The following is a 26,205-nucleotide window of genomic DNA, read 5'->3' as shown; positions in this document are numbered from 1 at the left end:
CTCACGCAGGGACGGCGGTGGATTCAGGCTGCGCATCCAGCGGCGTGGTCCAGGCGTCATAGCCATAGACCCAGTCGGCGTTGCCGCCCTCGCGCAGCCAGTTGTTGCCACGTGAACCGATCTGGATCTTCGAGGCACGTTCCATGCGCAACTGCGCATAGGCATGCAAGGATCCTGCCACCTGCTCCAGCGTGGTGACCTTGGCCAGGCAGCGCGCCAGCACCACCGCATCCTCGATGGCCATGCCGGCGCCCTGCGCCATGAACGGCATCATCGGATGGCAGGCATCACCCAGCAGCGCCATGTTGCCGCGCGCCCAGGCCGGCAGCGGATCGCGTTCATACAGCGCGGTCTTGAGCACTTCGTCGCAGGCATCCAGCAAGGCCGTGGCGTCGGGATGGAAACCGGCGTAGCTATCGCGCAGTTCCTGCACGTTGCCCGGAGTGGTCCAGGATTCCAGGTGCCAGCTTTCTTGCGCGGTGGTAGCGAAGATGAAGATGTCTTCACCGCGATTGAGCGGGAAGGTCACGATCTGGCTTTCCGGGTTCGGCCCCCACCACTTGGTGAAGGCCTGCAGGTTCGGCACGCCGGCCACGCGGGAGGCCGGCACCACGGCGCGGAAGGCCACCACGCCGGTAAAGCGCGGGCTCTCGGCACCGAACATGGCAGTGCGCACGGCGGAGTGGATGCCATCGCCACCGATGAGCACGTCCACGCGGTCCGTGCTGCCATCGGTGAAGTGCAGATGGATGCCATCGCCCTCTTCGCTGATCTTCTCGGCGCGCTTGGCAAAGCGCACCTGCTCCAGCGGGAATACCTCGGCCAGCGCCGCCAGCAGGTCGGCACGGTGGATGGTCAGTTGCGGTGCGCCGTATTTCTGCTCGGCGGTGTCGCCCATGGCCAGGCGCGAGGTTTCCTCGCCGCTGTCCCAGGTACGGCTGATGCGGTGGGTGGGACGGGCCGCGGTACGGCGCACGGCCTCGCCGATACCCAGTCCATCGAGTGCACGCACTGCGTTTGGGGTGAGGTTGATATCCGCGCCCACGCGCAGGAATTGCTTGGACTGTTCATACACCACCACCTCATGGCCCGCGCGCTGCAGGGCGATGGCGGCGGTCAGGCCGCCGATGCCGGCGCCCAGGATTCCGATCTTGAAGGACATCTGGATTTCCTTTCTACAAATGACGGATTGCCGTCTTACTTGCCGGCCGGCGCGCGGTCGGTCAGGAACTTGCCGCTGGGGCCTTGCGCATTCTTCTGGCGGCGGGTGTTGCCGTCGATGCCGCCATCGATGGCCCATTCGGCGAACACGGTCGGGCCGGGTTCGAAGTCACGCGGCTCCCAGTGGGCATCGAGCTGGTCTTCATCGGCGTAGTATTCGATCAGGCCACCGGCCGGATTCTTGAAGTACCAGAAGTAGGCCGAGGAAATCGGATGACGGCCCGGACCCAGTTGGGTATCCCAGCCCTTGCGCGACATGTGCATGCCACCGCCGAAGACTTCATGGATGTCGCGCACGGTGAAGGCGACGTGGTTCAAGCCCGACCTTGCCTCCGGCGGTTGCAGCAGGAAGATGTCGTGATGCCCGCCGACATCGGCGCAGCGCAGGAAGGCGCCGCGTTCCGGATAGCGGTCCGAGGGCACGAAGCCGAAGTTCTCGCAATAGAAGCGTTCGCAGGCCTTGACGTCCTTGACGAAGAACACCACGTGGCCCACCTCGATGGGCGTGGCACGTTCGTAGATGGGACTGCGCTGGTTGATGCGGTTCTTTTCGTTCCAGGTGTTCATGCGTGCGCATTCGACCTCGACATCACGCTTGACCGAGACCTGGAAGCGCACCGCCAGGCCGTTCGGATCGGTGCAACCGACGCGCTTGCCGTCATTGACGTAGCCCGGCAGACCGCTAATGCGGTCGGCGAACTTGTCCAGCACGGCGGCCGAGGACACGCCCCACACCACTTCGCGCAGGGTCGGTCCGGCTTCGATGGCCGGCGGCAGGCCGGGGTCGGCGCTGTCGCGCACGATGACGCGGCAGCCGTTCTGCGATTCGAAGACCAGTTCGGCTGCGCTTTCCTGCGCCAGCAGCATGCCCCAGTCGAGGAAGAACTGGCGGCAGGTCGGCAAGTCGTCCGCGCCGTAGATGATTTCGTCGATACCCAATACGTCCATGTGTGTCTCCAATACGTGTTCAGGGGGGGCGGCGCTCTTAGCCGGCCCAGGGCAAGGGCTGTTCGTTCATGCCCCAGTACATGGCCTTCTGCTCCATGTACTGCAGGATGCCCAGCCTGCCCTTCTCGCGACCCAGGCCGCTGTCGCGCCAGCCGCCGAAGGGGGTCGAGATCGAGAATTGCTTGTAGGTGTTGATCCAGACATTGCCAGCCTGCACTGCGCGGCCGATGCGCCAGGCGCGCTTGTAGTCGCGTGTCCAGATACCGGCTGCGAGCGCATAGACGCTGTCGTTGGCTTGCCGGATCAGGTCGTCTTCGTTGTCGAAGGGCATGGCCACCAGCACCGGTCCGAAGATTTCTTCCTGACAGATGCGTTGCTCATTGCTGACGCCTTCGATGATGGTCGGGGTGTAGTAGTAACCGCGCTCGAACTGCGCGCCCTGCGGACGCACGCCACCGGTGCGGATGCGGCCGCCATCGGTGACGCCGATGTCGACATAGCGCTCGATGCCTTCGCGATGGCGGGCGGTGATCAGCGGCCCCATCTGGGTGCGCTCGTCGGCCGGATCGCCCACGCGCAGTGCGGCGGCACCGGCGGCCAGGCGCTCCATGAAACCGTCGTACAGCGAGCGCGCCACGAACAGGCGCGAGCCGGCGATGCAGGATTCACCGGAACTGCTGAAGATGCCATACAGCACACCGGCCACGGCATGGTCGAGATCGGCATCCTCGAACACCATGGTGGGCGACTTGCCGCCCAGTTCCAGCGAGACCGGCATCATCTTGTCGGCGGCGATGTGGGCGATGTGCTTGCCGGTGGTGGTGCCACCGGTGAAGGAGACGCGCTTGACCAGCGGATGCAGGGTGATGGCGTCGCCGATCACCGAGCCCTTGCCCGGCAGCACGCTGATCATGCCGGCCGGCACGCCGGCTTCGATGCAGATGCGCGCCAGTTCCAGCGCGGCCAGCGGGGTCACCTCGGCCGGCTTGACCACCACTGCATTGCCGGCAGCCAGGGCCGGCGCCATCTTCTGGGCCTCGCTGGCGATCGGCGAATTCCACGGTGTGATGGCGGCCACCACGCCCATGGGTTCATACACGCTCATGGTGAGGTTGTCGCCGCGCATGGGCGTGAGGGTTTCTTCCAGGGTTTCACAGGCGGCCGCGAAGAACTGGAAGGTGCCGGCAGCACTGGCCACCAGATTGCGCGTCTCGCTGATGGGCTTGCCATTGTCCAGGCGCTGCATCTGCGCCAGCGCTTCGCCGCGTTCGCGTATCAGCTGCGCCACGCGGTACAGCACGGTGGCACGTTCATGCGGCTTCTTCTGCGCCCAGCCGCTGGTGCGGAAGGCGTGGTCGGCACCGGCGATGGCCTCTTCCACATCGGCCACGCTGGCCGCATGGAGGTAGGCCACCGGCTCACCCGTGGCCGGGTAGAGCGTGGCATAACGGTCGCCGCCACCCAGTCGCCATTGACCGGCGATGCAGATCGGCAGCGTTTCGTTCAGATTCATCATGGTCGACATGTCCTTGCGAAGCTCAGATATTCAGATACTCAACTGCTCAGATCGACAGCGCATGGGCACGATTGCCCAGGGCGCGTACGACGCTGTAGACGGTCAGCGCCGAGGTCTTGGGATTGGCCGCCAGCGGCTTGCCGCGCATGGTCAGCTCGAAGCCGCCGAAGGCGCCCCGCGCTTCCACGTAGTGCACGTTCTCGCTCACGCCCGGATCGGCATACAGGCGCACCCGGGTCTGGTCCAGGCCCAGGCCGGCCAGCGACAGCGTGGCGGCGACGTTGGCATTCTTGGGATACAGGCGCGCCGCTTCGCGGGCGCTGCCTTCGAAGATGACGGTCGGCTCCTTGAGCGCATCCAGATCGAAGGCGGCCTCGGCCGGCGTATCCTTCCATGCCTGCGGCGGCTTGCGGCCGGTATAGACCACCGATTCCAGCCCGCCGACCTTGGCCGCGGCCAGGGCGTCGATGGCGCCGATGGCGCCGGAAAGCAGCTGCACCTGGGTCTTGCCGGCGCGGGCAGCGGCTTCCAGCTTGTCGACCAGGCCAGGTTCGGACAAGGCGCCGATGGACACCACCATGCAGGGGATGCCGCGCTCCAGCGCCGGGATGATGTGTTCGGCGATGGCCTGGTGGCCGGCGCATTCGATCAGCAGGTCGGGACGCTCGTCGCCCAGCCGCGACACCACCCGGGCCGTCGGTGCCAGTGTGGAGACGGTGCTGCGGGCGCGCTCCATGTGCGCCTCCGGCACCACCACCATGTCGAAGGCGACCTCGGGATCACTCTTCAAGATCTCCATGACGCCCACGCCGATGGCGCCGCATCCGATCATCGATACGTGCAGCATGCTCGGCTCCTCAGGCGGTGGCCGCGGTAGCGGCAGCGGCGACCACGGCTGCTGCTGCGGCGGCGGCCTTTTCCGCGCTTTCCGCGTTTTCCGTCTGATTGACCGGAGGGCCGGCGAAGGCAGTCTTGAAGCTGCCGATGGTCAGCATGTCGATCTCCAGCAGGAAGGGGCCCTTCTGCGACAGCGCCTCGTCCAGCGCCCCGGCCACCTCGGCCAGGTTGCCCACGCGCTGGTGACGCAGCTTCAGCGCCGAGGACAGTTCGGCATAATCGGGCGTGTGCAGGTCCACGTAGTGGCGGCGACCGCCGTATTGCGCATCCTGGATGTTCTTGATGACGCCGTAGCCCTTGTCGTTCATCAGCACGATCACCATGTCAGCCTGTTCCTGCACGGCCGTGGCCAGCTCGCCCAGATTGAGGATGAAGCCGCCATCACCAGCCAGGGTGAAGGTCTTCTTGCCGGACTGCGTGACCGCTGCGCCGATGGCCGCGCCGATACCCATGGCCAGGCCCTGACCGATGCCGCCGCCCAGCGCATGCACGCCGGCACGCGGATCGAAGATACGCAGGTAGCGGTTGCCCCAGGTGCTGTTGGAGACGGTGACGTCGCGCACCCAGTTGAACTCGCGGCCAGCCGCCTGCTGCAACTGATCCACCAGGGCGCTATAGGGGCCGAGGCCATCGACCAGGCCATGCACCGCGGTATCGCGTGCCTTCTGCAGGTCGGCCATGAAGCCCGGATCGACCTTCAGCGCGGCCAGGCGGTCGGCCAGGCCGGACAGTACCAGCGCCGAATCACCGCAGACGAAATAATCGCTGGTGTAGCAGCGGCCTTCGGCAGCCGGATCGGCATCCACGCGATACAGCGGACGCGGCAGTTTCAGTTCGTACTTCAGGGTTTCATTGCCGCGCAGGCGCGAGCCGACCACCAGCATGGCGTCGCAGCTCTGATAGAAATGCTCGACCGGCTTGTGCAGGTTGAAGGCGCCCAGCGAGCGCGGATCATCCTCGGCCACGATGCCGCGACCCTGGGTGCTGGTGACCACGCCGAAGCCCAGGTCCATCAGGCGCTTTACCTGCGCGCCGGCATGACGCGCCCCGCCGCCCAGCCACAGCAGCGGACGCTTGGCCTTCATCAGGCGCTCGGCCAGTTCATCCAGCGCGCGCGCCGACGGCACGCTTTGCGGGATGGCCAGCGGTTGCAGGTTGCTGGGCATGGGGATCAGGGCAGCCTGGATGTCGATGGGGATTTCCACCGAGACCGGGCCCATCGGCGGGGTCAGTGCAGTCTGCACGGCCAGCTTGATGGTGCTGATGGCGGTCTCGACGCTACGGATGCGGAAGGCCGCCTTGGAGATGGCCTTGAGCATGCTCAACTGGTCCGGCGCTTCGTGGATGTAGGCCAGGCTCTGGTCCAGGTAAGGCGTCTCGATCTGACCGGTCAGGTGCAGCAGCGGCGTACCGGCGGTCAAGGCTTCCACCATGGCGCCGGCGGCATTGCCGGCGGCGGTGCCGGTGGAGGTCAGACATACGCCCAGGCCACCGGTGGTGCGGGCATAGGCGTCAGCCATGTTGGCGCCGCCGGCTTCGCCGCGGGCCGGGATGAAGCGGATCTTGCCACGCTCGCCGAAGGCGTCGAGGATGGGCATGTTGTGGATCGAGATCACGCCGAAGGCAGCCTTCACGCCGCACTGTTCGAGGAAAGCCGCGATGGCGCAGCCGACGGTCACTTGCTGGTTGGTATTAGACATGGCGGGAAAGTCCTCCTGAAACATCGATATGGCTGCCTGTGGTGTACGAGGAAAGCGGCGTGGCGAGGAATACGATCGCCTGCGCGGCTTCCCGGGGAAGGCCGAGACGGCCGAGTTGAATCTGTTTCTTTGCGGCCAGCGCGGCGGTCCATTGGGCCCAGCTCTGGTCCTGCAGTTCGGGGCCGCGCGCAGCATAGCGGCGGCGCCATTGGCCCGACTCCACCAGGCCGATCAGGATGCCGTTCACGCGCACGCGGGCGGCGTCGCCATTGGCCAGTTCGGTGGCCAGCGAGCGCACCAGGTTGTGCACGCCGGCGCGGGCGGCGGAAGTCGCTACCATGTGCGGCTCGGGTTGCGTGGCCAGCAGCGAGTTGACGCAGACGATGGCGGCATCCCCGTGCTGCGCGCTCATGGCCTGCAGTTGCGGCAGGAAGGCACGGGTCGGGTAGATCACGGAAAAGAATTTGAGGCGCAGCTCTTCGCTCCAGGCCTCGTCGGCGGTATCGGCAAAGGTCGAGACGCGGCCCTGGCCGGCGTTGTTGACCAGCATGGACACCGCGCCCAGGGTGTTTTCCACCGAGGCGGCGAAGGCCTGCACCTGCTCCTGCGACAGCACGTCGCAAGGGGCGCTATACAGGCGGGCCTGCGGGTAGCGCTCGCGCAGCGCAGCTTCGGCGTCCTTCAGCCGGGCACCATCACGGCCGCAGAAGGCCACGGCTGCGCCCGCTTCCAGCAGCAGTTCCACGGTCGCCAGACCGATGCCGGAAGAGCCGCCGGTGACCACGGCCACCTTGCCCTGGAGAGAAGTCATTGCCATCTCAGCCCCGCCACATGTTGACTACCTTGGCACCACCCTGCGGGGCGTGGTCCAGCAGGCGGGACAGTTCGGCCGCGGTATCGCGCACGCGGGCCACGATGATGTCGAGCTGGCTGGCGTCGATGTGCGGCGAAGGGATCGTGGCGCCCATGGCGGCCACCACATTGCCAGAGTGATCGCGCACCGGTGCGGCGACGGTGGAGATGCTGGTTTCGAAGAAACCTTCCTGCAGCACGAAGCCACGTTCCTTGTCGGCCTGCACCATGTCGAACAGTTCGACCACGGTCTTGGGGGTGTTGCTGGAAAAGACTTCCAGGTGTTCTTCCGGATACAGGGCGCGCAGTTGCGGCAGGCTCAGGTCTTCCAGCAGCACCCGGCCCAGCACGGTGGCATGCGCCGGCAGGCGGGTGCCGACGTTGACATGGCTGGTGAAGGCGGTCTGGGTGACCGACTTGGCGACATAGACGATGGAGCGGCCATCGCGCACCACCAGGTTGCAGGAATAGCCGATCTCGTCGCGCAGGCGGTCCAGCAGCGGGCGGCCGATCTCGGTCAGTTCCAGCGAGGCCAGGTATTCGAAGCCCAGGCGCAGCACCGACATGCCCAGGCGATAGTCACGCCCGCCGTCGGCACGCTCGACGAAGCCCATGCGTTCCAGCGTGGCCAGGAGGCGGAACACGGTAGAGCGCGGGATGTCCAGGCGACGCGCCAGTTCGGGCGCGGACAGGGTCTTGTCCTGGCGGCTGAATTCGCACAGCAGGCGCAGGCCGCGTTCCAGGCCGGGGACGGAATACTTGTCTTGCGACTCTTCTTCTGGCATCACTGGTTTGTTCATGATGATTTTCTGTTCTAGTTGGTTGAGGTGAGTTGCGCGCTGATCAGCGCAGCAAATTGCGACGGCTGCTCGATATAGCAGGCATGACCGGCCGCGTCCACCAGCTTGAAGGGAAGTTCGAACTGCCTGGCCAGCCCTTCACTGGCCTCCGGGGTGGTGACGATGTCCTCGGCTCCGCATGCCACCGACAACCCCCGTCGTGGTGCAGCCTGCAGGTAAGGCGCGATATCGTCACCGCACAACAATTGCACGGCCTGGGTGTAGCCCGAGGCGTCCAGCCACTGCATGTTCCAGCGCACCCAGGCGTGGTCCTGCGCGCTGGCGTGGGCCGACAGCAGGCGCGTCGGCTTCTGCGCCATGCCGACGATGCCCAGGGTGCGCAAGGCGCCCAGCCGCTCTTCCCGCACCTGGTGCGCGCGCTCTTGCTTGCTGGCGGCGCCGTAGCCCAGCGCCGGATCGGCCAGCAGCGTGCGGCGTGCGCGGCCATCGCCATGGGCCAGGTAGGCTGCGGCCATCAACGCGCCCAGCGAATGGCCGACCAGCACGCACTGCTCGACTTCCAGCGCCTGCAGCATGTCCTGCAGACGCCTTGCATAATCGACCGCCTTGGGCTGGCTCATCGTCAGCGGTGTGGAACGGCCGTAACCGGGCGCGTTCCAGGCGATCACGCGGGCCTGCGACTCCAGCTTGAGCGCGCACTGCAACCACGAGGCCGCGCCCGAGCTGATGCCATGCAACAGCACCACCACCGGACCGCTGCCGCAGCTGCGGTAGCTGACACGGCCGCCCGGCACCTCGACGCTGCCCTCGGCGAAGCGGCCTTCCAGCAGGGCCAGCGGTTCGCGCAGGGCGTCGTCGCAGCTGACTGCGGTGGCGGAGGCGATGGAGGTGTGAGGATGCATGGTGTGGTGCTCTGCAATCAGCGCTTGACCGAGGTCAGCGGATGATCCGGCGGATAGGTCGGGGTGATGGGCTTCTTGGCGCCCAGCATCACGCACATCAGGGCGTCTTCGTCACCGATGTTGATCTCTTCGCGATACACGCCCGGCGGCACCGAGACCACGTCACGGTCGGTGAGGATGGTCTCGAAGCGCTCGCCATCCTTTTCCAGCACCAGCTTGAGCTTGCCGCGCAGGACGAAGAACACTTCTTCCACGTCCACGTGCAGGTGCGACGGGCCTTCGTGGCCGGCCGGGATGATCATGGTCGAGAAGGTGAAATGCTCGGAGGGGATGACGTTGGCGTCATGCGCCACACCCGTGCCACCGGTGCCGATGTAGCGCATCTGGGCGCGACGGTACTTGGGGTCGTAGTCGGCCTGGAACTTCAGTGCGTTCCAGTCGTACTTGCGGGTGGACAGGCGCGCCACGCGCGATTCCATCCAGTCGGCGAAGCTGGCGCCGGCGGGGCGATCCCAGCTGCGGCCCATGTTTTCCTGTTCGGACATATCGGTCATGCTTTTCTCCTTGAAGGGGTCCGGAGTGATCCGGGTTGATCTGGCAAGAAATACGTTTTCAATGCATCACGAAGCCACCGTTGACCGCCATCACCTGACCGGTGAAGAAGCGCGCCATCTCCGACAGCGCGAACACCACTGCGCCACAGACATCCTCGGGCAACTGGTCACGCCGGATGGCACGGCCGTCCAGGTAGTGCTGGTGCCGCGCCTGCGGTACATACTGCGTGGCTTCCACCAGCGTCAGGCCCGGTGCCACCGCATTGACGGTGATGTTGTCGGCGCCCAGCTCGCGTGCCAGCGAACGGGTCATGCCGATCACCGCACTCTTGCTGGCCACGTAGGCCAGCAGGTTGGGGGCGCCCCACAACGGGGTATCGGACGACAGGTTCACCACCGCGCCGCGCCCCGAGGCACGCAGCGCCGGCAGGCAGGCATTGGTCATCAGCCAGGTACCGCGCACGTTGACATCCATGACGCGGTCCCACATGTCCACTTCCAGCTGCTCGCTGCTCTTGCCGCCGGAGTTGGTGATGGCGGCGTTGTTGACCAGGCCGTCGAGTCCGCCCAGCCATTGCGTGGCGGCCGCCGCGCAGGCCTTCACCGAGGCCGGATCGGCCAGGTCCAGTGCAAAGCCCTCGACCTGCAGGCCACGTTGTTTCAGGGCGGCCACCGAGGCCGCCAGTTCTTCCTGCAGGATGTCGGCCATGGCCACCGTGGCCCCGGCGGCGGCGATGGCGTCCACGAACGCCAGGCCGAGGCCGCGTGCCGCGCCAGTGACCAGAATGCGTCGTCCCGCCAAAAGTGTCGCCGTGCTTGCTGCTGACATGTGCTTGCTCCTGTTGCGCTGGTTGAGTCTCTGGATTCAGACGGTGCTGGTATTGGCCTTGGGCAGGTAGTGCAGGACCTTGCGTTCGGCCCAGACCACCACGCCGTAGGTGACCACGCCGATCAGGGTCAGTGCGACGATGGAGACGAAGACGGCAGCGGTATTGCCCTGCCCTTCGCCATCGACCAGCAGATAACCCAGGCCCTGGTTGCCGCCCACCAGTTCACCCACGGTCACGCCGATCACCGACAGCGTGGAGGCGATGCGGAGGCCCGAGAACAGCGCCGGCAGCGCCGAACGGAACTCGACCAGGTGGAAGATCTGCCAACGGCCGGCATTGAGCGTGCGCACCAGGTTGACCATGTCGGGATCGACGGTACGGATGGCCGAGAGCACGTTGATCATGATCGGGAAGAACACGATCAGCACCGCCACGATGATCTTGGGATAGATGGTGTAGCCCAGCCACATCACGAACAGGGGGGCAAAGGCCACCTTGGGCGCGATCTGCAGCGCCAGGATGTAAGGCGAGAGCATGGCCTCGGCCCGTGGCGAGAGGCCCAGCGCGACACCGACGGCCAGGCCCAGCAAGGCGCCGAAGAGGAAGCCGAACACCACTTCCATGGCGGTGATGCCGAAGTGCTGCAACAGTTGCGCGTTGTTCCACATCACCACCGCTTCACGCACCACCTGCATGAAGTTGGGCAGGATGTATTCAGGCATGCCCAGCATGCCCGGGCCCCACTGCCACGCGGCGATGAACACCACCAGCAGCGCCAGGCTGCCGCACACCGTGCGGGCCTTGTCGTTCAACAGCGGACGGCGTGCCGTCGGCTTGACCGGATTGGGCGAGGACGTTGGCTCGGGACTGGACATGGTCAGGTCATTGGCTGTGGTGGTATTCATGATTACTTGGCGACTCCGACGAACTGGTTGGTGAAGAGCTCGTTGACCGGCGTGGCCTTGGTGACGATGCCTTCGCTGACGTAGAACTTCTGCACCGCTTCCATGCGCGCCTGGTCGATCTGGCCCAGGGTCTTCTGGTTGGCGTAGACGTACTTGTTGTACATCTCGAAGGTGGCCTGGATGCTGGCTTCCTTGCCCTTGTAGGTGGGCAGCGCAGCGACGTAGTCATCGGCGGCGGCCTTGGGGTCCTTCATGATGTCCTGCATGCCGCGCAGGGTGGCGCGCACCAGGCGCTTGAGCAGCTCCGGATTCTTCTTGATGGTGTCGTCGGAGGCCAGGATGGCCTGGGCCATGCTCTTGAAGCCGCCGTTGTCCAGCAGTTCGACCTTGGCACCGGCATCGGTGGCATTGACCACCCAGTCCGGCACGCCGGCGAAGGCCTGCGACTTGCCCGAGGTATACAGCTGCCAGACACCCGAGGGGCCGGCGGCCTGGATCTGCACGTCGGTCTTGGACAGGCCGGCGGTCTTCAGGCTACCCAGGAAGGCGTAATAGGTGGTGTCGGTATAGGACATCACGGTGACGGTCTTGCCCTTGAGGTCTTTGAGGCCCTTGATGCCGTCGGCCGGATTGGCCGCCACCATGGTCACCGAACCGGCGCCCAGCACGGCGATGGCCTTGACCGGGATGCCGTTGGCGCGCACCACGATGGGGGTGTCGCCGATGGCGCCACCGATGACGGCATTGCCGGCACCGATCTGCTTGGCCACGTCCACGCCGCCCTTGGCGACGATGAAGCTGACCTTCAGGTTTTCATCGGCGTAATAGCCTTTGTGCTGGGCTAGCACCCAGGGGGCGAAGGCCGGCGAATTGGGTGGTGCAGGCAGCAGGTAGGTCACTTCTTCCGGCGCAGCGTGCGCGGCCATGGGCAGGACGGCGGCGCCCGTGGCGGCGACCAGGGCAAGTGCACTACAGGCGGATGCGAACAGGTTCTTCATGGTTTCTGGCTCTCCCTTGGGGTCTCTCTGTTGACGGGTGAAGATGCAGCGTGAAATCAGTGCAGCTCGGCGGTCTCTTTGCCCACCTTGAGCAGTTCCATCAGGCGCCCTTGCAAGGGGCCGATCTCGGGCAGCTTGCGACGCTCCAGCGGGTTGTCGCGGAACGGCAGGTCCACCACGATTTCCTCGACGATGGTGCCGGGACGCTCGCTCATGACCAGCAGGCGGTCCGACAGGGCGATGGCTTCCACCAGATCGTGGGTGATGAAGAGCGCGGTCTTCTTCTTTTCGTAAAGCATCTTGGCCAGGTCCTGCTGCAGCACCATCTTGGTCTGCGCATCCAGGGCCGAGAACGGTTCGTCCAGCAGCAGCACCTGCGGGTCCACCGCCAGCGTGCGGGCCAGCGCAGCGCGCTGGCGCATGCCGCCGGAGAGCTGGTACGGGTAATGCTCTTCAAAGCCCTTGAGGTGGCACTTGGCCAGCAGCTCGTCGGCGATGCGTCGGCGCTCGGCCTCGCGCATGCCGTCGATTTCCAGGCCCAGGGTGACGTTGGCGCGGATATTGCGCCAGGGCATGAGCAGGTCCTTCTGCAGCATGAAGGCCACCTTGCGGACCGGCTTGGTCACGCGCTCGCCGCCGACGAAGACTTCGCCTTCGGTGGGCAGGTAGAGACCGGCGCCCATGTTGAGCAGGGTGCTCTTGCCACAGCCCGAGGGGCCGATGATGGAGACCACCTCGCCGCTCTTGATGGACAGGTTGACGTTGGTGACAGCGGCGCGCGCTTGCGCCGTCTGGCGATCGACAAAGCTTTTGCCGACCTTGCGGAATTCGATTTCGATCATGTTGCCTCTGCTGATTGCCATAGCGCGCTGTTGCGCCCCAGCTATTCTTCCCGGCTGCCGTCTCTGCGGACGGGTGCCTCCTGCCGGGCACCGAAACGTTCCATATATGAAACAGCAATTTATATATGGGAGATATTCGTAGTCAATATAGCAGATATCTCAAAACAAAATGACTTATTTTGTTCCATATATGAACTGATGGTTTATATAAAAACCGTTTTGCTCGTTTTATGCAAACAGCGTGCCAGGCTGGAAAGCCTGATTTCTGCGCTTTCCGCGGCTGGGAACTCACCAAAGACAGGCATGCAGCGCCGCACCGGTGCGCCTTTTGCACCGTGGCGGCCCCTGTCGCGATGACGACACAGTGTGGTGCGGCGGAATGAAAACGCCGGCCTGAAGCGGCCGGCGTATTAAGCGGGGAAGAAAGAGCGAGGGAAAGACAGTAATACAGTTCAGTCAAGAAAGAATCGCCGCGCCAGATGACTTTGGCGCAGCGATTTTGCTTGGTTCTCTTCAAGCCATCTGAAACCGATCGGACTGAGTAGGCCCTTTAGGGCCGTATCGAAGCCTGTCCTGAGCCTGTCGAAGGGGCGCTGCTCAGCTTGTGGCGCGCCTTCGATACGCGGCTACGCCGCTACTCAGGACGAACGGTCAGCGGTGGAGCAAGCAAAGTCTGAGCAAGCTTTCGGGCTGGTAACAAGCTTAACTGAACGGCATTAGCGGGAAAGGCAGTGGAATCAGTGCAGGCTGCGGCCCCGGTGCTCCAGACGCGACAGCCAGCGCACCAGCGGCAGCAGCAGGATCAGGTAGAGCAGCGCCGCCAGCACGATGGGCGACGGGTTGTAGACCAGCGACTGGGCATCGCGCGCCACCCGCAGCAGTTCAGGCAGGGCCACCACACTGGCGATGGTGGTCAGCTTGATGACCTCGATGCAGTTGCCCACCAGGTCGGGCAGCGCATTGCGCGCCGCCTGCGGCACCACCACATAGGCCAGCGCCTGCCAGCGCGACAGGCCGGTGGAGCGTGCCGCTTCCATCTGGCCGCTGGGCACGCTTTCGATGCCGGCGCGCAGCACCTCGGCGAAATAGCTGGAATTGTTGAACATGAAGCCCAGCGCCACGGCCACCAGCTTGGGCAGCTCCAGCCCCAGGAAGGGGGCGCCGAAATAGATCAGGATCAGCAGCACCAGCGGCGGGAAGGAACGGAAGAAGTCCACATACACCGCCACCGCGATGCGCACCCCGCGTGAACGGCTCTGGGTGGCCAGCAAGGCCAGCAGCAGGCCCGAGAGCACGCCGATGGGAATCACCAGCAACGACAGCCAGACCGTGGTCCACAGGCCACCCAGCAGGAAGGGCAGCACCTGGCGATAGACCTCCAGGTTGAAGAAATTCTGCAGCAAGGCTTCCATGTGCGCCCTCTCCTATCGTTTCCAGCGCCAGCGGGTTTCCAGCCAGCGCGCGAACAAGACCACCGGAATGAAGATCAGCAGGTAGGCCGCGGCCCCCAGCATCAGCGGGGTGGGATTGCCGGCATTGCTGCTGGCGGCCTGGGCGGTATTGAGGATTTCCGACAGGGCCACCACCGAGCCCAGCGCGGTGTTCTTGGTGATCGAGATGACACGGTTGGTCAGCGCCGGTACGGCCATGCGCAAGGCCTGCGGCAGGATCACCGCGCCCATGGTCTGGCCCCAGGACAGGCCGGTGGAGCGCGCCGCTTCGCTCTGGCCACGCGGCAAGGCGGCGATGCCGGCCCAGATGCTTTCCTCGGCGTAGGCCGCCAGCACCAGGCTCAGCGCCAGCCAGGTGGCGGTGAAGGACGACATGGACAGGTCGATGTAGGGGAAGGCGAAGAACAGCACGATGATCAGGATCAGCGGCGGCAAGGCCCGCATGACATCGGCGAAGGCCACCACCATGAACACCAGGCCACGCTTGCCGGTGGCGCGCAGCACCGCCAGCAACAGGCCCAGCAGCAGCCCGGCGCCGATCACGGCCAGGCTCAGCAGGACGGTCACGCCCATGCCGCGCAGGATATCCGGCCAGTAGCGGGCGGCGATCTCGGCATTGAAGAAGGTAAAGAGGAATTGCTCCATGGCTCAGTGCTGTGCGGCGTAGCGGGCCACGAAGGCCTTGGTGCGGGCCTGTTGCGGATCGCCGAAGATCTGTTCGGGCGGGCCTTCCTCGACGATCACGCCGCCGTCCATGAACACCACGCGGTCGGCCGCCGCGCGGGCGAAGGCCATCTCGTGCGTGACCACCAGCATGGTCATGCCGGCCTCGCGCAACTGACGCATGACCTCCAGGACGCTACCCACCAGCTCGGGATCCAGCGCGCTGGTGGGTTCGTCGAACAGCATCACCTTGGGCTGCAGGGCGATGCCGCGGGCAATGCCCACGCGTTGCTGCTGGCCGCCGGACAGCTGGCCGGGATAGGCGGCCGCCTTCTCCAGCATGCCCACCTGCTCCAGCGCCCGTCGGGCACGGGCTTCGGCCTCGGCATGCGAGTGCTTCTGCACCTTCTTCAGGGCCAGCATCACGTTGCCCAGCACGCTCAGGTGCGGGTACAGGTTGAACTGCTGGAACACCATGCCGATCTGCTGGCGCACCGCATTGAGGTCGGTGCGGGCGTGCATGATGTCCACCCCATCCACCACGATCTGGCCGGCACTGGGCTCTTCCAGCCGGTTGCAGCAACGCAGCATGGTGCTCTTGCCCGAGCCGGACGGGCCGATCACGCAGATCAGCTGGCCGGTGCGCACGCGCAGGTCGATGCCGCGCAAGACCGTATTGCCTTCATAGGACTTGTGCAGGCCGACGATTTCGAGGATGGGGGCGGCAAGGTTCATGGGTGGTTCATCCGGTGAAAAGGGCCAGGATCAGTGGCACTTGAGCGTGACCGGCGTCGGGTCGTAGCCATCCAGGCCCGGCACGCCCTGCCCCACGCCGACCTTGACCACGGTGGCGTCTGGTGCGGGGGTATAGCCGAACCACTTCTGGGCGATCTTGCCCATCGTGCCGTCCTGCTTCATGCACTTGAGCGCCATGCCGGCGGCGTCGCGGCCGGCCTTGTCGTCCAGGCGGAAGGCCAGCGCCCAGACCAGGCCGGTCTTGACGGTATAGGTGGTCTGCACGGCCGGGTTCTGCTTGGCAGCCCAGGCCGCGACCGTGCTGCCGGCCAGGTTGGCGTCGGCGCGTCCCGATTGCACCGCCTGCACGGCATCGGCGTTGTTGCCGTAGACGTCGTACTTGAAGCCGTACTTGGGCGCATTGTCACGCGCCCACAGTTCATAGGCCGAGCCCTTGTTGACCGAGATGGTCTTGCCCTTGAGGTCTTCCAGGGCGGTGATGGCGGGTGCACCCTTCTTGATGACGAAGGTGTAGTCGGTATCGAGGTAGCCCTCGGTGAAGAGCATGGCCTTGGCGCGCTCGGGGGTGGCGGTCACCGGCGCCAGCACGAAGTCGTATTTCTTGGCGTTCAGGCCTGGTACCAGACCGGAGAATTCGGTGCCTTCGATCTCGATCTTGCGGCCCAGGCGGCGCGCCAGTTCTTCACCCAGGTCGATGTTGAAGCCTTGCAGGCCGCCGCCCAGCTTGACCATGGCATGCGGGGCGAAGGTGGCATCCACGCCGGTGCGCAGCGGCGCGCCCTGGGCGAATGCCCCGGCCGACAACAGCGCGCTGGCCGACAGGGCGACCAGCAGGGAACACTTCAGGGATAACTTGGATGGCAGGGCCAGGAAGGGCAACATCGCAACACTCCTCGATTGGGTGGAAGGTGGACAGGATTCAGGTGGACAGTTCGGACGGCGCCAGCGGTTCGCCGGCACCGGTGCGTTCGACGATGAGGCGGTAGTGTTCGGGACGACGGTGCTTGGCGAAATTGAAGACGTGCTGCAGGAAGGTCTCGCCCAGGCCCAGGTCGCAGTTGGCGAAGATGACTTCGTCTTCCTCGCCCTGGGCCTGCGCCACGATCTCGCCGGAAGGCGCGACGATGGCCGAGCCGCCGATCATGTGGAAGCCGTCTTCAAACCCGCACTTGGCGGCGGCCGCCACCCACAGGCCGTTCTGGTAGGCATTGGCCTGCAGCGACAGCAGGTGGTGGAACATGCGCAGGTGCGGTGGCTCGTTCCAGTGGATGTTCCAGGACGGCGTGTTGTAGCCCAGCGTGACGATGCGCGCGCTCTGCAGGCTCATGACGCGATAGGTCTCCGGCCAGCGGCGGTCGTTGCACAGGCATTGGCCGATGCGGGTACCCAGCATGTCGGTGACGCCGAAGCCATCGTTGCCGACCTCGAAGTATTTCTTTTCCAGGTGCTGGAACGGCGCCTCTGGCTTGTGATCGCTATGGCCGGGCAGGTGGATCTTGCGATAGCGCGCCACGATCTGCGCCTTGTCATCGACCAGGATGGCGGTGTTGTAGTGATGGCCATCGGCGGTCAGTTCGGCATAGCCGAGATAGAAGCCGATGCCCAGTTGCGCCGCCAGTTCGAACAGCGGGCGGGTCTGCGGCCCCGGCATCTCGGACTCGAAGAAACGGGCATCGACCTCGGCCTGGTCTTCCATCCAGTAACGCGGGAAAAAGGTGGTCAGTGCCAGTTCCGGGAAGACCACCATCTTCGCGCCGCGCGAGGCGGCTTCACGCATCATCTCCAGCAGGCGGCGCACCACGGTGGCTCGATCCTCGGCCAGTTGCACCGGCCCCATCTGCGCCACGGCCAGGCCGAAGCGTTTGTGATTGCTTGCGTTCATTGCTGCTCCCATGCTTTTCCCTTGAGGCCGAGCAAGCCCGGCAGATTGCTGCGCGATGGCCGTTGCGCGATGCTGGCCGGTTCCGGACACTGGCGCGCGATATAGCGGCCCGATCCGCGCTGCACTTTCAGTTCGCCCTCGCTGACCACCACCCGGCCACGGCTGGTGACCACTTCCGGCCAGCCCTTGATCTGCCGGCCTTCATAGGGGGTGTAACCGACGTTGTCGTGCAGCAGGTCGGCCGTGATGGTGGTTTCGCGTTCGGGGTTCCAGATCACCAGGTCGGCATCCAGGCCCTCGGCGATGTTGCCCTTGCAGTGCGACAGGCCATACATGTGGGCGTGGTTGGTGGCGCTCAGTCGCACGAATTCGTGGATGTCGATACGCCCGCCCAGCACGCCTTCGGAAAACAGCAGCGGCAGGCGTAGTTCGATACCGGGCACACCATTGGCCATTTCCTTGAAGGTAGTGTCTTCGCCACGCGGCAGCTTGCCGCTTTCGTCGAAGCGGTAAGGCGCATGGTCGGAGGAATACATGCCCAGCGTGCCATCCTTGAGTCCGGCCCAGACCGCCTCCTGGGCATTGGCGTCGCGCGGCGGCGGGCTGCAGCAATACTTGGCGCCTTCCACACCGGGCAGGTCGATATCCTCGGCGGTGAGGAACAGGTATTGCGGGCAGCTCTCGGCATAGATCTGCGCGCCCAGCAGCTTGGCATTGCGGATGGTCTGCACGGTTTCGGCGCCGGCCACGTGCACGATCAGCACCGGCACGCCGATCAGGCGCGACAGTGCAATGGCGCGGTTGCTGGCTTCGGCTTCGGCCAACGGGTCGTGCGCCACTGCGTGGAACTTGGGTGCGGTATGGCCCTGGTCCAGCAGGCGCGAGGCGAGCCAGCGGATCATGTCGTGGTTCTCGGCGTGGATCATCACCAGCGCCCCTTCCCTGCCGGCCAGCGCCATCACGTCCAGCAGCTGGTAGTCGTCCAGTTTCAAGGCGTTGTAGGTCATGTAGACCTTCAGCGAGGTGATGCCGTCGCGGATGGCCTGCGGCAGGTCGTGTTGCAATGCCTGCTCGTCAGGGTCGGCCAGGATCAGGTGGAAGCCGTAGTCGATGACCGCCTTCTCCCGGGCGCGCTGCGCGTAATCGGCAATCACGTCGGGAATGCGCTTGCCGCGATGCTGGGCGGCAAAGGGAATGATGGTGGTGGTGCCGCCGAAGGCCGCCGACACGGTGCCGGAATAGAAATCGTCGGCGCACATCATGCCCATGCCGGAAAGCTGTTCGATGTGGCAGTGACTGTCGATGCCACCGGGCAGCACCCAGCGACCGGCCGCGTCGATGTCTTCGCGCCCGGGCGACAGGCCCGGTGCGATGCGCACGATCACGCCATCCTTGACGCCGATGTCGGCCACGAAGGTGTCACGGTCGGTGGAGATGCGGCCGTTGCGGATGGTGAGGTCGAAGTCCATGCTCATTGCCTTCCTTATCGGAGTCTGCGTTCAGAAAGTGCCGGGATAGGCGCCGCCATCCATCAGCAGGTTCTGCCCGGTGACGAAACCGGCCTGGGCGCTGCACAGCCAGGCGCAGGCATCGCCGAATTCGCCGGGCTGGCCGAAACGTCCGGCCGGATTGGCGGCGCGGCGGGCCGCCAGAACCTGCTCCACGCTCTTGTCGGTCCCACGGGCAGCGGCGGCGGCCGTGGCCAGCAGGCGATCGGTCTCGAACGGGCCGGGCAGCAGGTTGTTGATGGTCACGTTGTGGGCCACGGTCTTGCGCGCCAGGCCGGCGACGAACCCGGTCAGCCCGGAGCGTGCGCCGTTGGACAGGCCGAGGATGTCGATGGGCGCCTTCACCGCGCCGGAGGTGATGTTGACGATGCGACCGAAGCCGCGCTTCATCATGCCGTCCACGGTGGCCTTGATGAGCTCGATGGGGGTGAGCATGTTGGCATCCACGGCGGCGATCCAGTCGTCCCGCGACCACTCGCGGAAGTCGCCGGGCTTGGGGCCACCGGCGTTGGTGATGAGGATGTCCGGATCGGGACAGGCCGCCAGCGCCAGGGCGCGGCCCTCGGGCGTGGTGATGTCGCCGGCTACGGCGATGACGGTGGCAGCGGTGGCACCGGCGACACCGGCAGCCTCACGCACCTGCTGTGCGGCTGCCTCCAGCGCCTCGGCGCCGCGTGCGGTCATGGTCACGGCCACGCCTTCGCGCGCCAGAGAAATGGCACAGGCCAGGCCCAGCCCCTTGCTGGAGGCGCAGACCAGTGCGCGACGTCCGGCGATTCCCAGGTCCATGCGCGGCCCCTTACTGGATGACCAGCGCACCGCGCTGGTTGAGGTCCAGGCCCACGCGGGCGATCACGGCTTCCAGTTCGCGCTCGGTCTCGGGATCGATGCGCATGCCCGGCGAACGGATGGCGTCGCTGGAGATCACGCCGCGCTTGCGGTAGACATACTTGCGCAGCGACAGGCCGATCTTGGGCTGAAATTCATAGCGGATGAGCGGGCAATACTTGTCGAAGGTGGCTGCGGCACCGGCCAGGTCGCCGGCGGCGAACTGGTCATAGATGCGTACCAGGATCTCCGGGAAGGCAAAGCCGGTCATGGTGCCGACCGCGCCGCGCTGCAGCTCTTCCAGGAAGTACACGCCGCCCAGTCCACCGAAGATGCGCATGGATTCGCCGGCCAGGTCGCGGATGCGGCTGATCTTCTGGCCCACCGGCGGCTCTTCCATCTTGATGAAGTTGACCCCGCCTTCGCGGCCCAGGCGGGCGATCACTTCGGCCTTGATCTCGGTGCCGAAGGAGTCGGGGAAATCGTGGATCACCACCGGGATGTTCAGGGCCGCCGCCAGCGACTTGTAGTAATCGAACTGCACGGCGTCCGAGGCCATGTCCAGCGGTGCGGCGAAGACCGCGGCAGCGCCGGCCTCGGCGGCTTCGGTGGCTTGCTCGATGGCACCGGCCAGGCCAAGTGCGCGCACCCCGACCCAGACCGGCACGCGACCGGCGGCGCACTTGACGAAGGTGGCGGTCACGGCGCGCCGTTCGGCATTGGAGAGCTTGTGTGCCTCGCCCAGGAAACCGAGGATGGCCAGGCCCGAGACGCCAGCCTGGATCTGGAACTCGACCAGGGTGGCGATGCTGCCCAGGTCCAGGCCGCCATCGGCGTGGAAGGGTGTGGGGCAGATGGTGTAGACACCGCGTGCGGTGGCCAGCGAAGAAGCAGATGTGGACGAAGAAGACATGCGCGACATTCCATGAAGAGATGGTGGCAGCGGCGACCGGGCGCTGGGCCAGGCCGGACAGGATGGAAACGATTGTCGTGGAGTCATCCGTGCTTGTCGCATGCCTTTTTGTGCGCACGCCTTAACGTGGTGTTAATGCTCGCCATCGATAGCATTCACCTCCTCTTCATGCGGCAGGCCGTAGCCCTGGGCCCGCACCAGCTGCTGCAACTCGGCGACGAAGGCCTGGGTCAGCTGCGACAGCGGCTCGGTGCGCACATGCACCAGGTTGGCCCGCAGGATGGGCGCGCGCGCCACCGGACGCACCACCATCTGGCTGGTGCCGGCCCAGCTGCGCACCGAGAATTCATCCACCAGCGCCACCCCGGCCCCCATCTGTACCAGGGAACAGGCGTTCTGCGGCGAGCCCACTTCCATGATGGGTCGCAGCGGTTCTTCCTCGGACTGATAGAAGCGGCCGACGATGCCGCCGAAGGGGGAGTCGCGATTGTAGGAGATCAGCGGGAAGGGCCGCAGATCGGCCAGGCTCAGGGTGCCGCGCCGGGTCAGTTCATGGTTGTAGGGCAGCACGCACACCAGCCGGTTGCTGCACAGTGGCGTGACCTGCAGGCTGGGGTGTTCCATGGGCAGGATGATGATGCCCAGGTCGGCCTGGCGCGCCAGCAGGCGATCCTTCAGGTAGCCGTAATTGAGGCAGTGGAAGGTCAGCTTGACATCCGGATGCCGGTTGCGGAACAGGGCGATGGCCTGCGGGATCAGCATCTGCCCGATGCTGGGGCTGGAGACGATGTTGAGGATGCCGCTGCGGTTTTCCGAGAGGTCGGTGGCCAGCTCGTTGACGCGCTGCACGGCCTGGTAGACGTGCTCCACCTCGTGGAACAGTTTCTTGGCCTCGGGCGTGGCATAGAGCCGGCCCTTGATGCGTTCGAACAGGGCGAAGCCCACCCGTTGCTCGGTATGGGACAGCAGGCGGCTCACCGCCGGCTGGGAGACGAACAGCAATTGTGAGGCGCCGCTGATGGAGCCGGTCGTCATGACCGCCCGGAATACCTCGATCTGGCGCAGGTTCAGTGCCATGGATCCTCGTCGCGCATAACAGCATGTTAAGGGGAACCGACAAATGAGCAAGGAGCATGCCCGTCGGCCTGGGGTACAGTCCTTGCCTGTGCTGACTCCTGTTTTGCGAGAACCCGCGAGAAACCATCATGTCCATTGCCCCCGCCGACGGCCCTGCCCTGTTCATCATCAATCCCAATAGTACGGCCGCCGTCACGCGCGGCATCGACGCCGCCATGGCGCCGCTGCGCATGGCGGGCGGACCGGCCATCGAATGCCTGTCGCTGCAGTCGGGGCCACCGGGCATTCAGACCCAGCAGGACGTGGACAGCGTGGCACCGCAACTGGTGGCGCTGGCGCGCTCCTTGCGTCCCCGGGCGGCAGGCTTCGTGATTGCCTGCTACTCCGATCCCGGCCTGCATGCGGTGCGCGAGGCGGTGGACGTCCCAGTGCTGGGCATCATGGAAAGCGGCGTACTGACCGCCCTTACGCTGGGCCAGCGCTTTGGCGTGATCGCCATCCTGCCGGGCTCGATCCCGCGCCATCTGCGCGCCTATGGCGCCATGGGGGTGCAGGCACGACTGGCCGGCGAGCTGGCCATCGGCCTGAACGTGACCGAACTGGCGCAATACGAACGCACGCTGACGCGCATGACCGAGGTCGGCCGCCGCCTGCGCGACGAACATGGTGGCGATGTCATCGTCATGGGCTGCGCCGGCATGGCGGCCTATCGCGATCCCCTGCAGCAGGCGCTGGGCCTGCCCGTGGTCGAGCCCAGCCAGGCCGCTGCGGCAATGGCCATCGGCCGCATCAAGATGAACTGGCATGGAGCATGAGGACTGACATGAGCGAGAACACCCAGGAACTGATCCGCCAACTGCACGCCATCGTCGGCGATGCCGGACTGGTCACCGAGGCCGAGGCACAGGCACCCTATCTCAAGGACTGGCTCGGCAAGTGGCAGGGCCGCGTGGCGGTGGTGGTGCGTCCGGCCGACACGGCGCAGACCGCCGAGGTGGTGCGGCTGTGCCATCTCACCCACACCCCCATCGTGACCCAGGGTGGCAACACCGGCATGAGCGGTGGCGCCACGCCGGACGACAGCGGCGCGCAAGTGATCCTCTCCACCACCCGCATGAACCGTGTGCGCGAGGTCGATCCCATCAACAACACCATGACCGTGGATGCCGGCGTGATCCTGGCGCATGCGCAGGAAGCGGCACGCAGCGCGGGACGCTATTTCCCGCTGAGCCTGGGTGCCGAGGGCAGTTGCACGGTCGGCGGCAATCTCGCCACCAATGCGGGCGGCATCGCCGTGCTGCGCTTTGGCAACATGCGCGAACTGGCCCTGGGGCTGGAAGTGGTCTTGCCCGACGGGCGCATCTGGAACGGCTTGCGCGGTCTGCGCAAGGACAATACCGGCTACGACCTGCGGGATCTCTTCATCGGCTCGGAAGGCACGCTGGGAGTGATCACTGGCGCGGTGCTGAAGCTCTTCTCGCAGCCGCACGCCCGCGCCACGGCCTGGGTGGGCGCCGACTCGCCCGCACAACTGGCCGACTTGCTGGCACGTACCCGCGCCCGTTGCGGCGACCGTCTGGTGGCGTTTGAAATGATGTCGGCTGCGTCACTGGCGCTGGTACTGCAGCACGTCACCGACACCCGCCCCCCGCTGGCCCGGGCGACGCCCTACAACGCCCTGATCGAACTGGCCGATACCGAAGACCTGGGCCTGCAGGCGATGCTGGAAGAGGTACTGGGCCAGGCCCTGGAAGACGAAACGATCAGCGATGCCATGTTCTGCACCAGCGGCACGCAAGCTGCAGCCTTGTGGAAAATCCGCGAAGGCATCTCGCAGGCGCAGGTACGCGCCGGCAAGGTCATCAAGCACGACATCGCCCTGCCGATCTCGGCCATCGCCGGCTTCGTGGCGCAGGCCGAGGCGCTCATCGCTGATTGCGGCCTGGCTGCGCAGATCATCAACTTCGGCCACCTGGGCGATGGCAACCTGCACTTCAACGTGATGATCCCGCTGTCCTCGACCTATGAAGACGTCAAGCAGGCCACGCTGCTGCTGAACCGCCTGGTGCACGACCTGGTCACCGACCTGCAGGGCAGCATCAGCGCCGAGCATGGCGTGGGACAGTTGCGGCGCGACGAGCTGCAGCACTACAAGTCGCCGCTGGAGATGGAGCTGATGCTGCGTATCAAGCAGGCCTTCGATCCCAACCTGATCATGAATCCGGGGAAGTTGCTTTAGTTGGTTCCATTCAGCTTGAGCGGCATGGCGGGTAGGTAAAAAAAATCGGCGGACCAGATGGTCCGCCGATTTTCTTGTTGCTGCTTTGCTGCTGGCTGCGCTTACTTCTTGCGCTGCGGCGGCAAGTCCGTGCAATGACCTTCGGCCACTTCCGCAGCCATGCCCAGGGACTCGCCCAGGGTCGGGTGCGGGTGGATGGTCTTGCCAATATCCACGGCGTCCGCGCCCATCTCGATGGCCAGGGCCACTTCGCCGATCATGTCGCCGGCATGGGTGCCGACGATGCCGCCGCCGATCACGCGATGCGTTTCGGCGTCGAAGAGCAGCTTGGTGAAGCCTTCCGAACGGCCATTGGCCACGGCGCGACCGGAGGCGGCCCACGGGAAATGGCCCTTCTCGATCTTGATGCCCTTTGCCTTGGCTTCGTCTTCGGTCACGCCGACCCATGCCACTTCCGGATCGGTGTAGGCCACCGAGGGGATGACGCTGGCGTCGAAGAAGCTCTTCTCGCCGGCAATCGCTTCAGCAGCGACGTGGCCTTCATGCACGGCCTTGTGCGCCAGCATGGGCTGGCCCACCAGGTCGCCGATGGCGAAGATGTGCGGGACGTTGGTGCGCATCTGCTTGTCCACCGGGATGAAGCCGCGATCACCCACGATCACGCCGGCCTTGTCGGCCGAGACCTTCTTGCCGTTGGGGCTGCGGCCCACGGCCACCAGCACCAGGTCGTACAGTTGCGGCTCGGGGGCGGTGGCGCCGGCTTCGGCGGCTTCGAACGTCACCTTGATGCCTTCGGCCAGGGCTTCCACGGCCACCGTCTTGGTCTTGACCATGACGTTGTCGAAGCGCTTTTCGTTGAACTTCTGCCAGACCTTGACCATGTCGCGATCAGCGCCCTGCATCAGGCCGTCCATCATCTCGACCACGTCGATGCGCGCGCCCAGGGTGGAATAGACGGTGGCCATTTCCAGGCCGATGATGCCGCCGCCGATGACCAGCATGCGCTTGGGCACCTGGCGCAGTTCCAGCGCGCCGGTGGAGTCGACGATGCGCGGGTCCTGCGGTACGAAGGGCAGGTTCACCACCGAGGAACCGGCGGCGATGATGGCGTGCTTGAACTGCACCACCTTCTTGCTGCCGTCAGCGGCGGTCACTTCGATGTGGTTGGGGCCGGCGAACTGGCCATCACCATTGACCACCGCCACCTTGCGCGCCTTGGCCATGCCGGCCAGGCCGCCGGTCATGGTGCCGATGACCTTGTCCTTGTAGCCGCGCAGCTTGTCGATGTCGATCTCGGGCTTGCCGAAGGTGACACCGTGCGAGGCCATGGCGGCGGTCTCGTCGATCACGGCGGCCACGTGCAGCAGGGCCTTGGAGGGGATGCAACCGACGTTCAGGCAGACGCCACCCAGGGTGGCTTCGCGCTCGACGATGACCGTGTTCAGGCCCAGGTCGGCGGCGCGGAAGGCGGCCGAGTAGCCACCGGGGCCACCACCGAGCACCATGACGTCGCACTGCACGTCGGCGCTGCCGCCGAAGCTGGCAGCGGCCGGGGCGGCAGCGGGGGCAGCGGGTGCAGCAGAAGCGGCTGGAGCGGCAGCAGGCGCAGCAGCGGCCGGTGCAGGCGCGGCCGCCGGGGCCGGCGCTGCGGCAGCTTCGCCGCTGGCTTCCACCAGCAGCAGCAGCGAGCCTTCGGCGACCTTGTCACCGACCTTGACCTTGACTTCCTTGACCACGCCGGCCGAGGAAGACGGGATTTCCATGCTGGCCTTGTCGGATTCGACGGTGATCAGGGACTGATCGACCTTGATGGTGTCGCCGACCTTGACCATCACCTCGATGACTTCGACTTCCTTGAAATCCCCGATATCGGGGACCTTGACTTCAGAGAGACTCATTGTCCTGGCTCCGTAATGTTCTGTG

General features: G+C 65.5%; 25 protein-coding genes. 2 read left to right on the top strand and 23 right to left on the bottom strand.

Features of this window, described 5'->3' with window-relative positions:
- Window position 1 precedes the first annotated feature (1 nt).
- The 22 genes from BTM36_RS21565 to BTM36_RS21460 form a co-directional block, all read right to left on the bottom strand.
- The gene (locus BTM36_RS21565; protein WP_077237865.1) at window positions 2-1,162 is read right to left on the bottom strand and encodes an FAD-dependent monooxygenase; all 1,161 of its coding nucleotides are present in this window, start codon (window positions 1,160-1,162) and stop codon (window positions 2-4) included.
- A gap of 35 nt (window positions 1,163-1,197) precedes the next feature.
- Complete coding sequence (locus BTM36_RS21560; RefSeq protein ID WP_077237864.1) at window positions 1,198-2,169, bottom strand: VOC family protein; 972 nt, start codon at window positions 2,167-2,169, stop codon at window positions 1,198-1,200.
- 37 nt (window positions 2,170-2,206) lie between these two features.
- Window positions 2,207-3,682: an aldehyde dehydrogenase gene (locus tag BTM36_RS21555; RefSeq protein ID WP_174616894.1), complete on the bottom strand. Its 1,476-nt coding sequence runs from the start codon at window positions 3,680-3,682 to the stop codon at window positions 2,207-2,209.
- A 49-nt stretch (window positions 3,683-3,731) separates the two neighbouring features.
- Window positions 3,732-4,532 (bottom strand): aspartate dehydrogenase, encoded by an 801-nt coding sequence (locus BTM36_RS21550; protein WP_006462353.1) that lies wholly within the window; start codon window positions 4,530-4,532, stop codon window positions 3,732-3,734.
- Between the two features lie 10 nt (window positions 4,533-4,542).
- Entirely contained in the window at window positions 4,543-6,282 is a 1,740-nt protein-coding gene (locus tag BTM36_RS21545) for a thiamine pyrophosphate-binding protein (protein ID WP_077237863.1), read from the bottom strand.
- Window positions 6,275-7,099 (bottom strand): SDR family oxidoreductase, encoded by an 825-nt coding sequence (locus BTM36_RS21540; RefSeq protein WP_039874641.1) that lies wholly within the window; start codon window positions 7,097-7,099, stop codon window positions 6,275-6,277. Before BTM36_RS21540 ends, BTM36_RS21545 begins: the two co-directional genes overlap by 8 nt.
- 1 nt (window position 7,100) lies before the next feature.
- On the bottom strand, window positions 7,101-7,934 hold the full coding sequence (locus BTM36_RS21535) for an IclR family transcriptional regulator (RefSeq protein ID WP_006462350.1): 834 nt from the start codon (window positions 7,932-7,934) through the stop codon (window positions 7,101-7,103).
- 14 nt (window positions 7,935-7,948) lie between these two features.
- Window positions 7,949-8,836, bottom strand: coding sequence for an alpha/beta fold hydrolase (locus BTM36_RS21530; protein WP_077237861.1), 888 nt, complete (start codon window positions 8,834-8,836; stop codon window positions 7,949-7,951).
- A 17-nt stretch (window positions 8,837-8,853) separates the two neighbouring features.
- Window positions 8,854-9,390: a cupin domain-containing protein gene (locus BTM36_RS21525; RefSeq protein WP_039874638.1), complete on the bottom strand. Its 537-nt coding sequence runs from the start codon at window positions 9,388-9,390 to the stop codon at window positions 8,854-8,856.
- Between the two features lie 58 nt (window positions 9,391-9,448).
- Complete coding sequence (locus BTM36_RS21520) at window positions 9,449-10,219, bottom strand: SDR family oxidoreductase (RefSeq protein WP_039874635.1); 771 nt, start codon at window positions 10,217-10,219, stop codon at window positions 9,449-9,451.
- Between the two features lie 36 nt (window positions 10,220-10,255).
- Window positions 10,256-11,125, bottom strand: a complete 870-nt coding sequence (locus tag BTM36_RS21515; RefSeq protein WP_077237860.1) for an ABC transporter permease — start codon at window positions 11,123-11,125, stop codon at window positions 10,256-10,258.
- 2 nt (window positions 11,126-11,127) lie between these two features.
- Window positions 11,128-12,123 (bottom strand): ABC transporter substrate-binding protein, encoded by a 996-nt coding sequence (locus tag BTM36_RS21510; protein ID WP_006462345.1) that lies wholly within the window; start codon window positions 12,121-12,123, stop codon window positions 11,128-11,130.
- A gap of 56 nt (window positions 12,124-12,179) precedes the next feature.
- On the bottom strand, window positions 12,180-12,965 hold the full coding sequence (locus tag BTM36_RS21505; protein WP_006462344.1) for an ABC transporter ATP-binding protein: 786 nt from the start codon (window positions 12,963-12,965) through the stop codon (window positions 12,180-12,182).
- Window positions 12,966-13,702: 737 nt separating this feature from the next.
- The gene (locus BTM36_RS21500) at window positions 13,703-14,377 is read right to left on the bottom strand and encodes an amino acid ABC transporter permease (RefSeq protein ID WP_077237859.1); all 675 of its coding nucleotides are present in this window, start codon (window positions 14,375-14,377) and stop codon (window positions 13,703-13,705) included.
- A 12-nt stretch (window positions 14,378-14,389) separates the two neighbouring features.
- Window positions 14,390-15,061 carry an amino acid ABC transporter permease gene (locus tag BTM36_RS21495; protein WP_006462342.1) on the bottom strand — a complete coding sequence of 224 codons (672 nt, stop codon included), beginning with the start codon at window positions 15,059-15,061 and terminating at the stop codon, window positions 14,390-14,392.
- A gap of 3 nt (window positions 15,062-15,064) precedes the next feature.
- On the bottom strand, window positions 15,065-15,814 hold the full coding sequence (locus BTM36_RS21490) for an amino acid ABC transporter ATP-binding protein (protein WP_006462341.1): 750 nt from the start codon (window positions 15,812-15,814) through the stop codon (window positions 15,065-15,067).
- 30 nt (window positions 15,815-15,844) lie between these two features.
- Window positions 15,845-16,717 (bottom strand): transporter substrate-binding domain-containing protein, encoded by an 873-nt coding sequence (locus BTM36_RS21485; protein WP_006462340.1) that lies wholly within the window; start codon window positions 16,715-16,717, stop codon window positions 15,845-15,847.
- 37 nt (window positions 16,718-16,754) lie between these two features.
- Window positions 16,755-17,717, bottom strand: coding sequence for an N-carbamoyl-D-amino-acid hydrolase (locus BTM36_RS21480; protein WP_241811921.1), 963 nt, complete (start codon window positions 17,715-17,717; stop codon window positions 16,755-16,757).
- Window positions 17,714-19,186: a dihydropyrimidinase gene (hydA, locus tag BTM36_RS21475; RefSeq protein WP_077237972.1), complete on the bottom strand. Its 1,473-nt coding sequence runs from the start codon at window positions 19,184-19,186 to the stop codon at window positions 17,714-17,716. Before hydA ends, BTM36_RS21480 begins: the two co-directional genes overlap by 4 nt.
- Window positions 19,187-19,216: 30 nt before the next feature.
- A complete protein-coding gene (locus BTM36_RS21470; RefSeq protein ID WP_077237857.1) occupies window positions 19,217-20,014 on the bottom strand; it encodes an SDR family oxidoreductase in 798 nt (265 codons plus the stop codon).
- 10 nt (window positions 20,015-20,024) lie between these two features.
- On the bottom strand, window positions 20,025-20,966 hold the full coding sequence (locus tag BTM36_RS21465; RefSeq protein ID WP_077237856.1) for a dihydrodipicolinate synthase family protein: 942 nt from the start codon (window positions 20,964-20,966) through the stop codon (window positions 20,025-20,027).
- Between the two features lie 132 nt (window positions 20,967-21,098).
- Window positions 21,099-22,043 (bottom strand): LysR substrate-binding domain-containing protein, encoded by a 945-nt coding sequence (locus tag BTM36_RS21460; RefSeq protein WP_077237855.1) that lies wholly within the window; start codon window positions 22,041-22,043, stop codon window positions 21,099-21,101.
- Window positions 22,044-22,171: 128 nt separating this feature from the next.
- Between BTM36_RS21460 and BTM36_RS21455 the strand changes: the two genes are divergently transcribed.
- Together BTM36_RS21455 and BTM36_RS21450 are read left to right on the top strand one after the other, a co-directional pair.
- Window positions 22,172-22,858 (top strand): aspartate/glutamate racemase family protein, encoded by a 687-nt coding sequence (locus BTM36_RS21455; RefSeq protein ID WP_077237854.1) that lies wholly within the window; start codon window positions 22,172-22,174, stop codon window positions 22,856-22,858.
- 8 nt (window positions 22,859-22,866) lie between these two features.
- On the top strand, window positions 22,867-24,282 hold the full coding sequence (locus BTM36_RS21450) for an FAD-binding oxidoreductase (protein WP_077237853.1): 1,416 nt from the start codon (window positions 22,867-22,869) through the stop codon (window positions 24,280-24,282).
- 101 nt (window positions 24,283-24,383) lie between these two features.
- Here the strand turns inward: BTM36_RS21450 and lpdA are convergent, their stop codons facing one another.
- Entirely contained in the window at window positions 24,384-26,180 is a 1,797-nt protein-coding gene (gene lpdA / locus BTM36_RS21445) for a dihydrolipoyl dehydrogenase (RefSeq protein WP_077237852.1), read from the bottom strand.
- Window positions 26,181-26,205 lie beyond the last annotated feature (25 nt).

Origin of the sequence: Herbaspirillum sp. VT-16-41 (assembly GCF_001994935.1) — a bacterium.
Classification (GTDB): domain Bacteria; phylum Pseudomonadota; class Gammaproteobacteria; order Burkholderiales; family Burkholderiaceae_D; genus Herbaspirillum; species Herbaspirillum frisingense.
The sequence above is the reverse complement of the archived record's forward strand: the minus strand, read 5'-3'. Positions and strand labels throughout refer to the sequence as shown.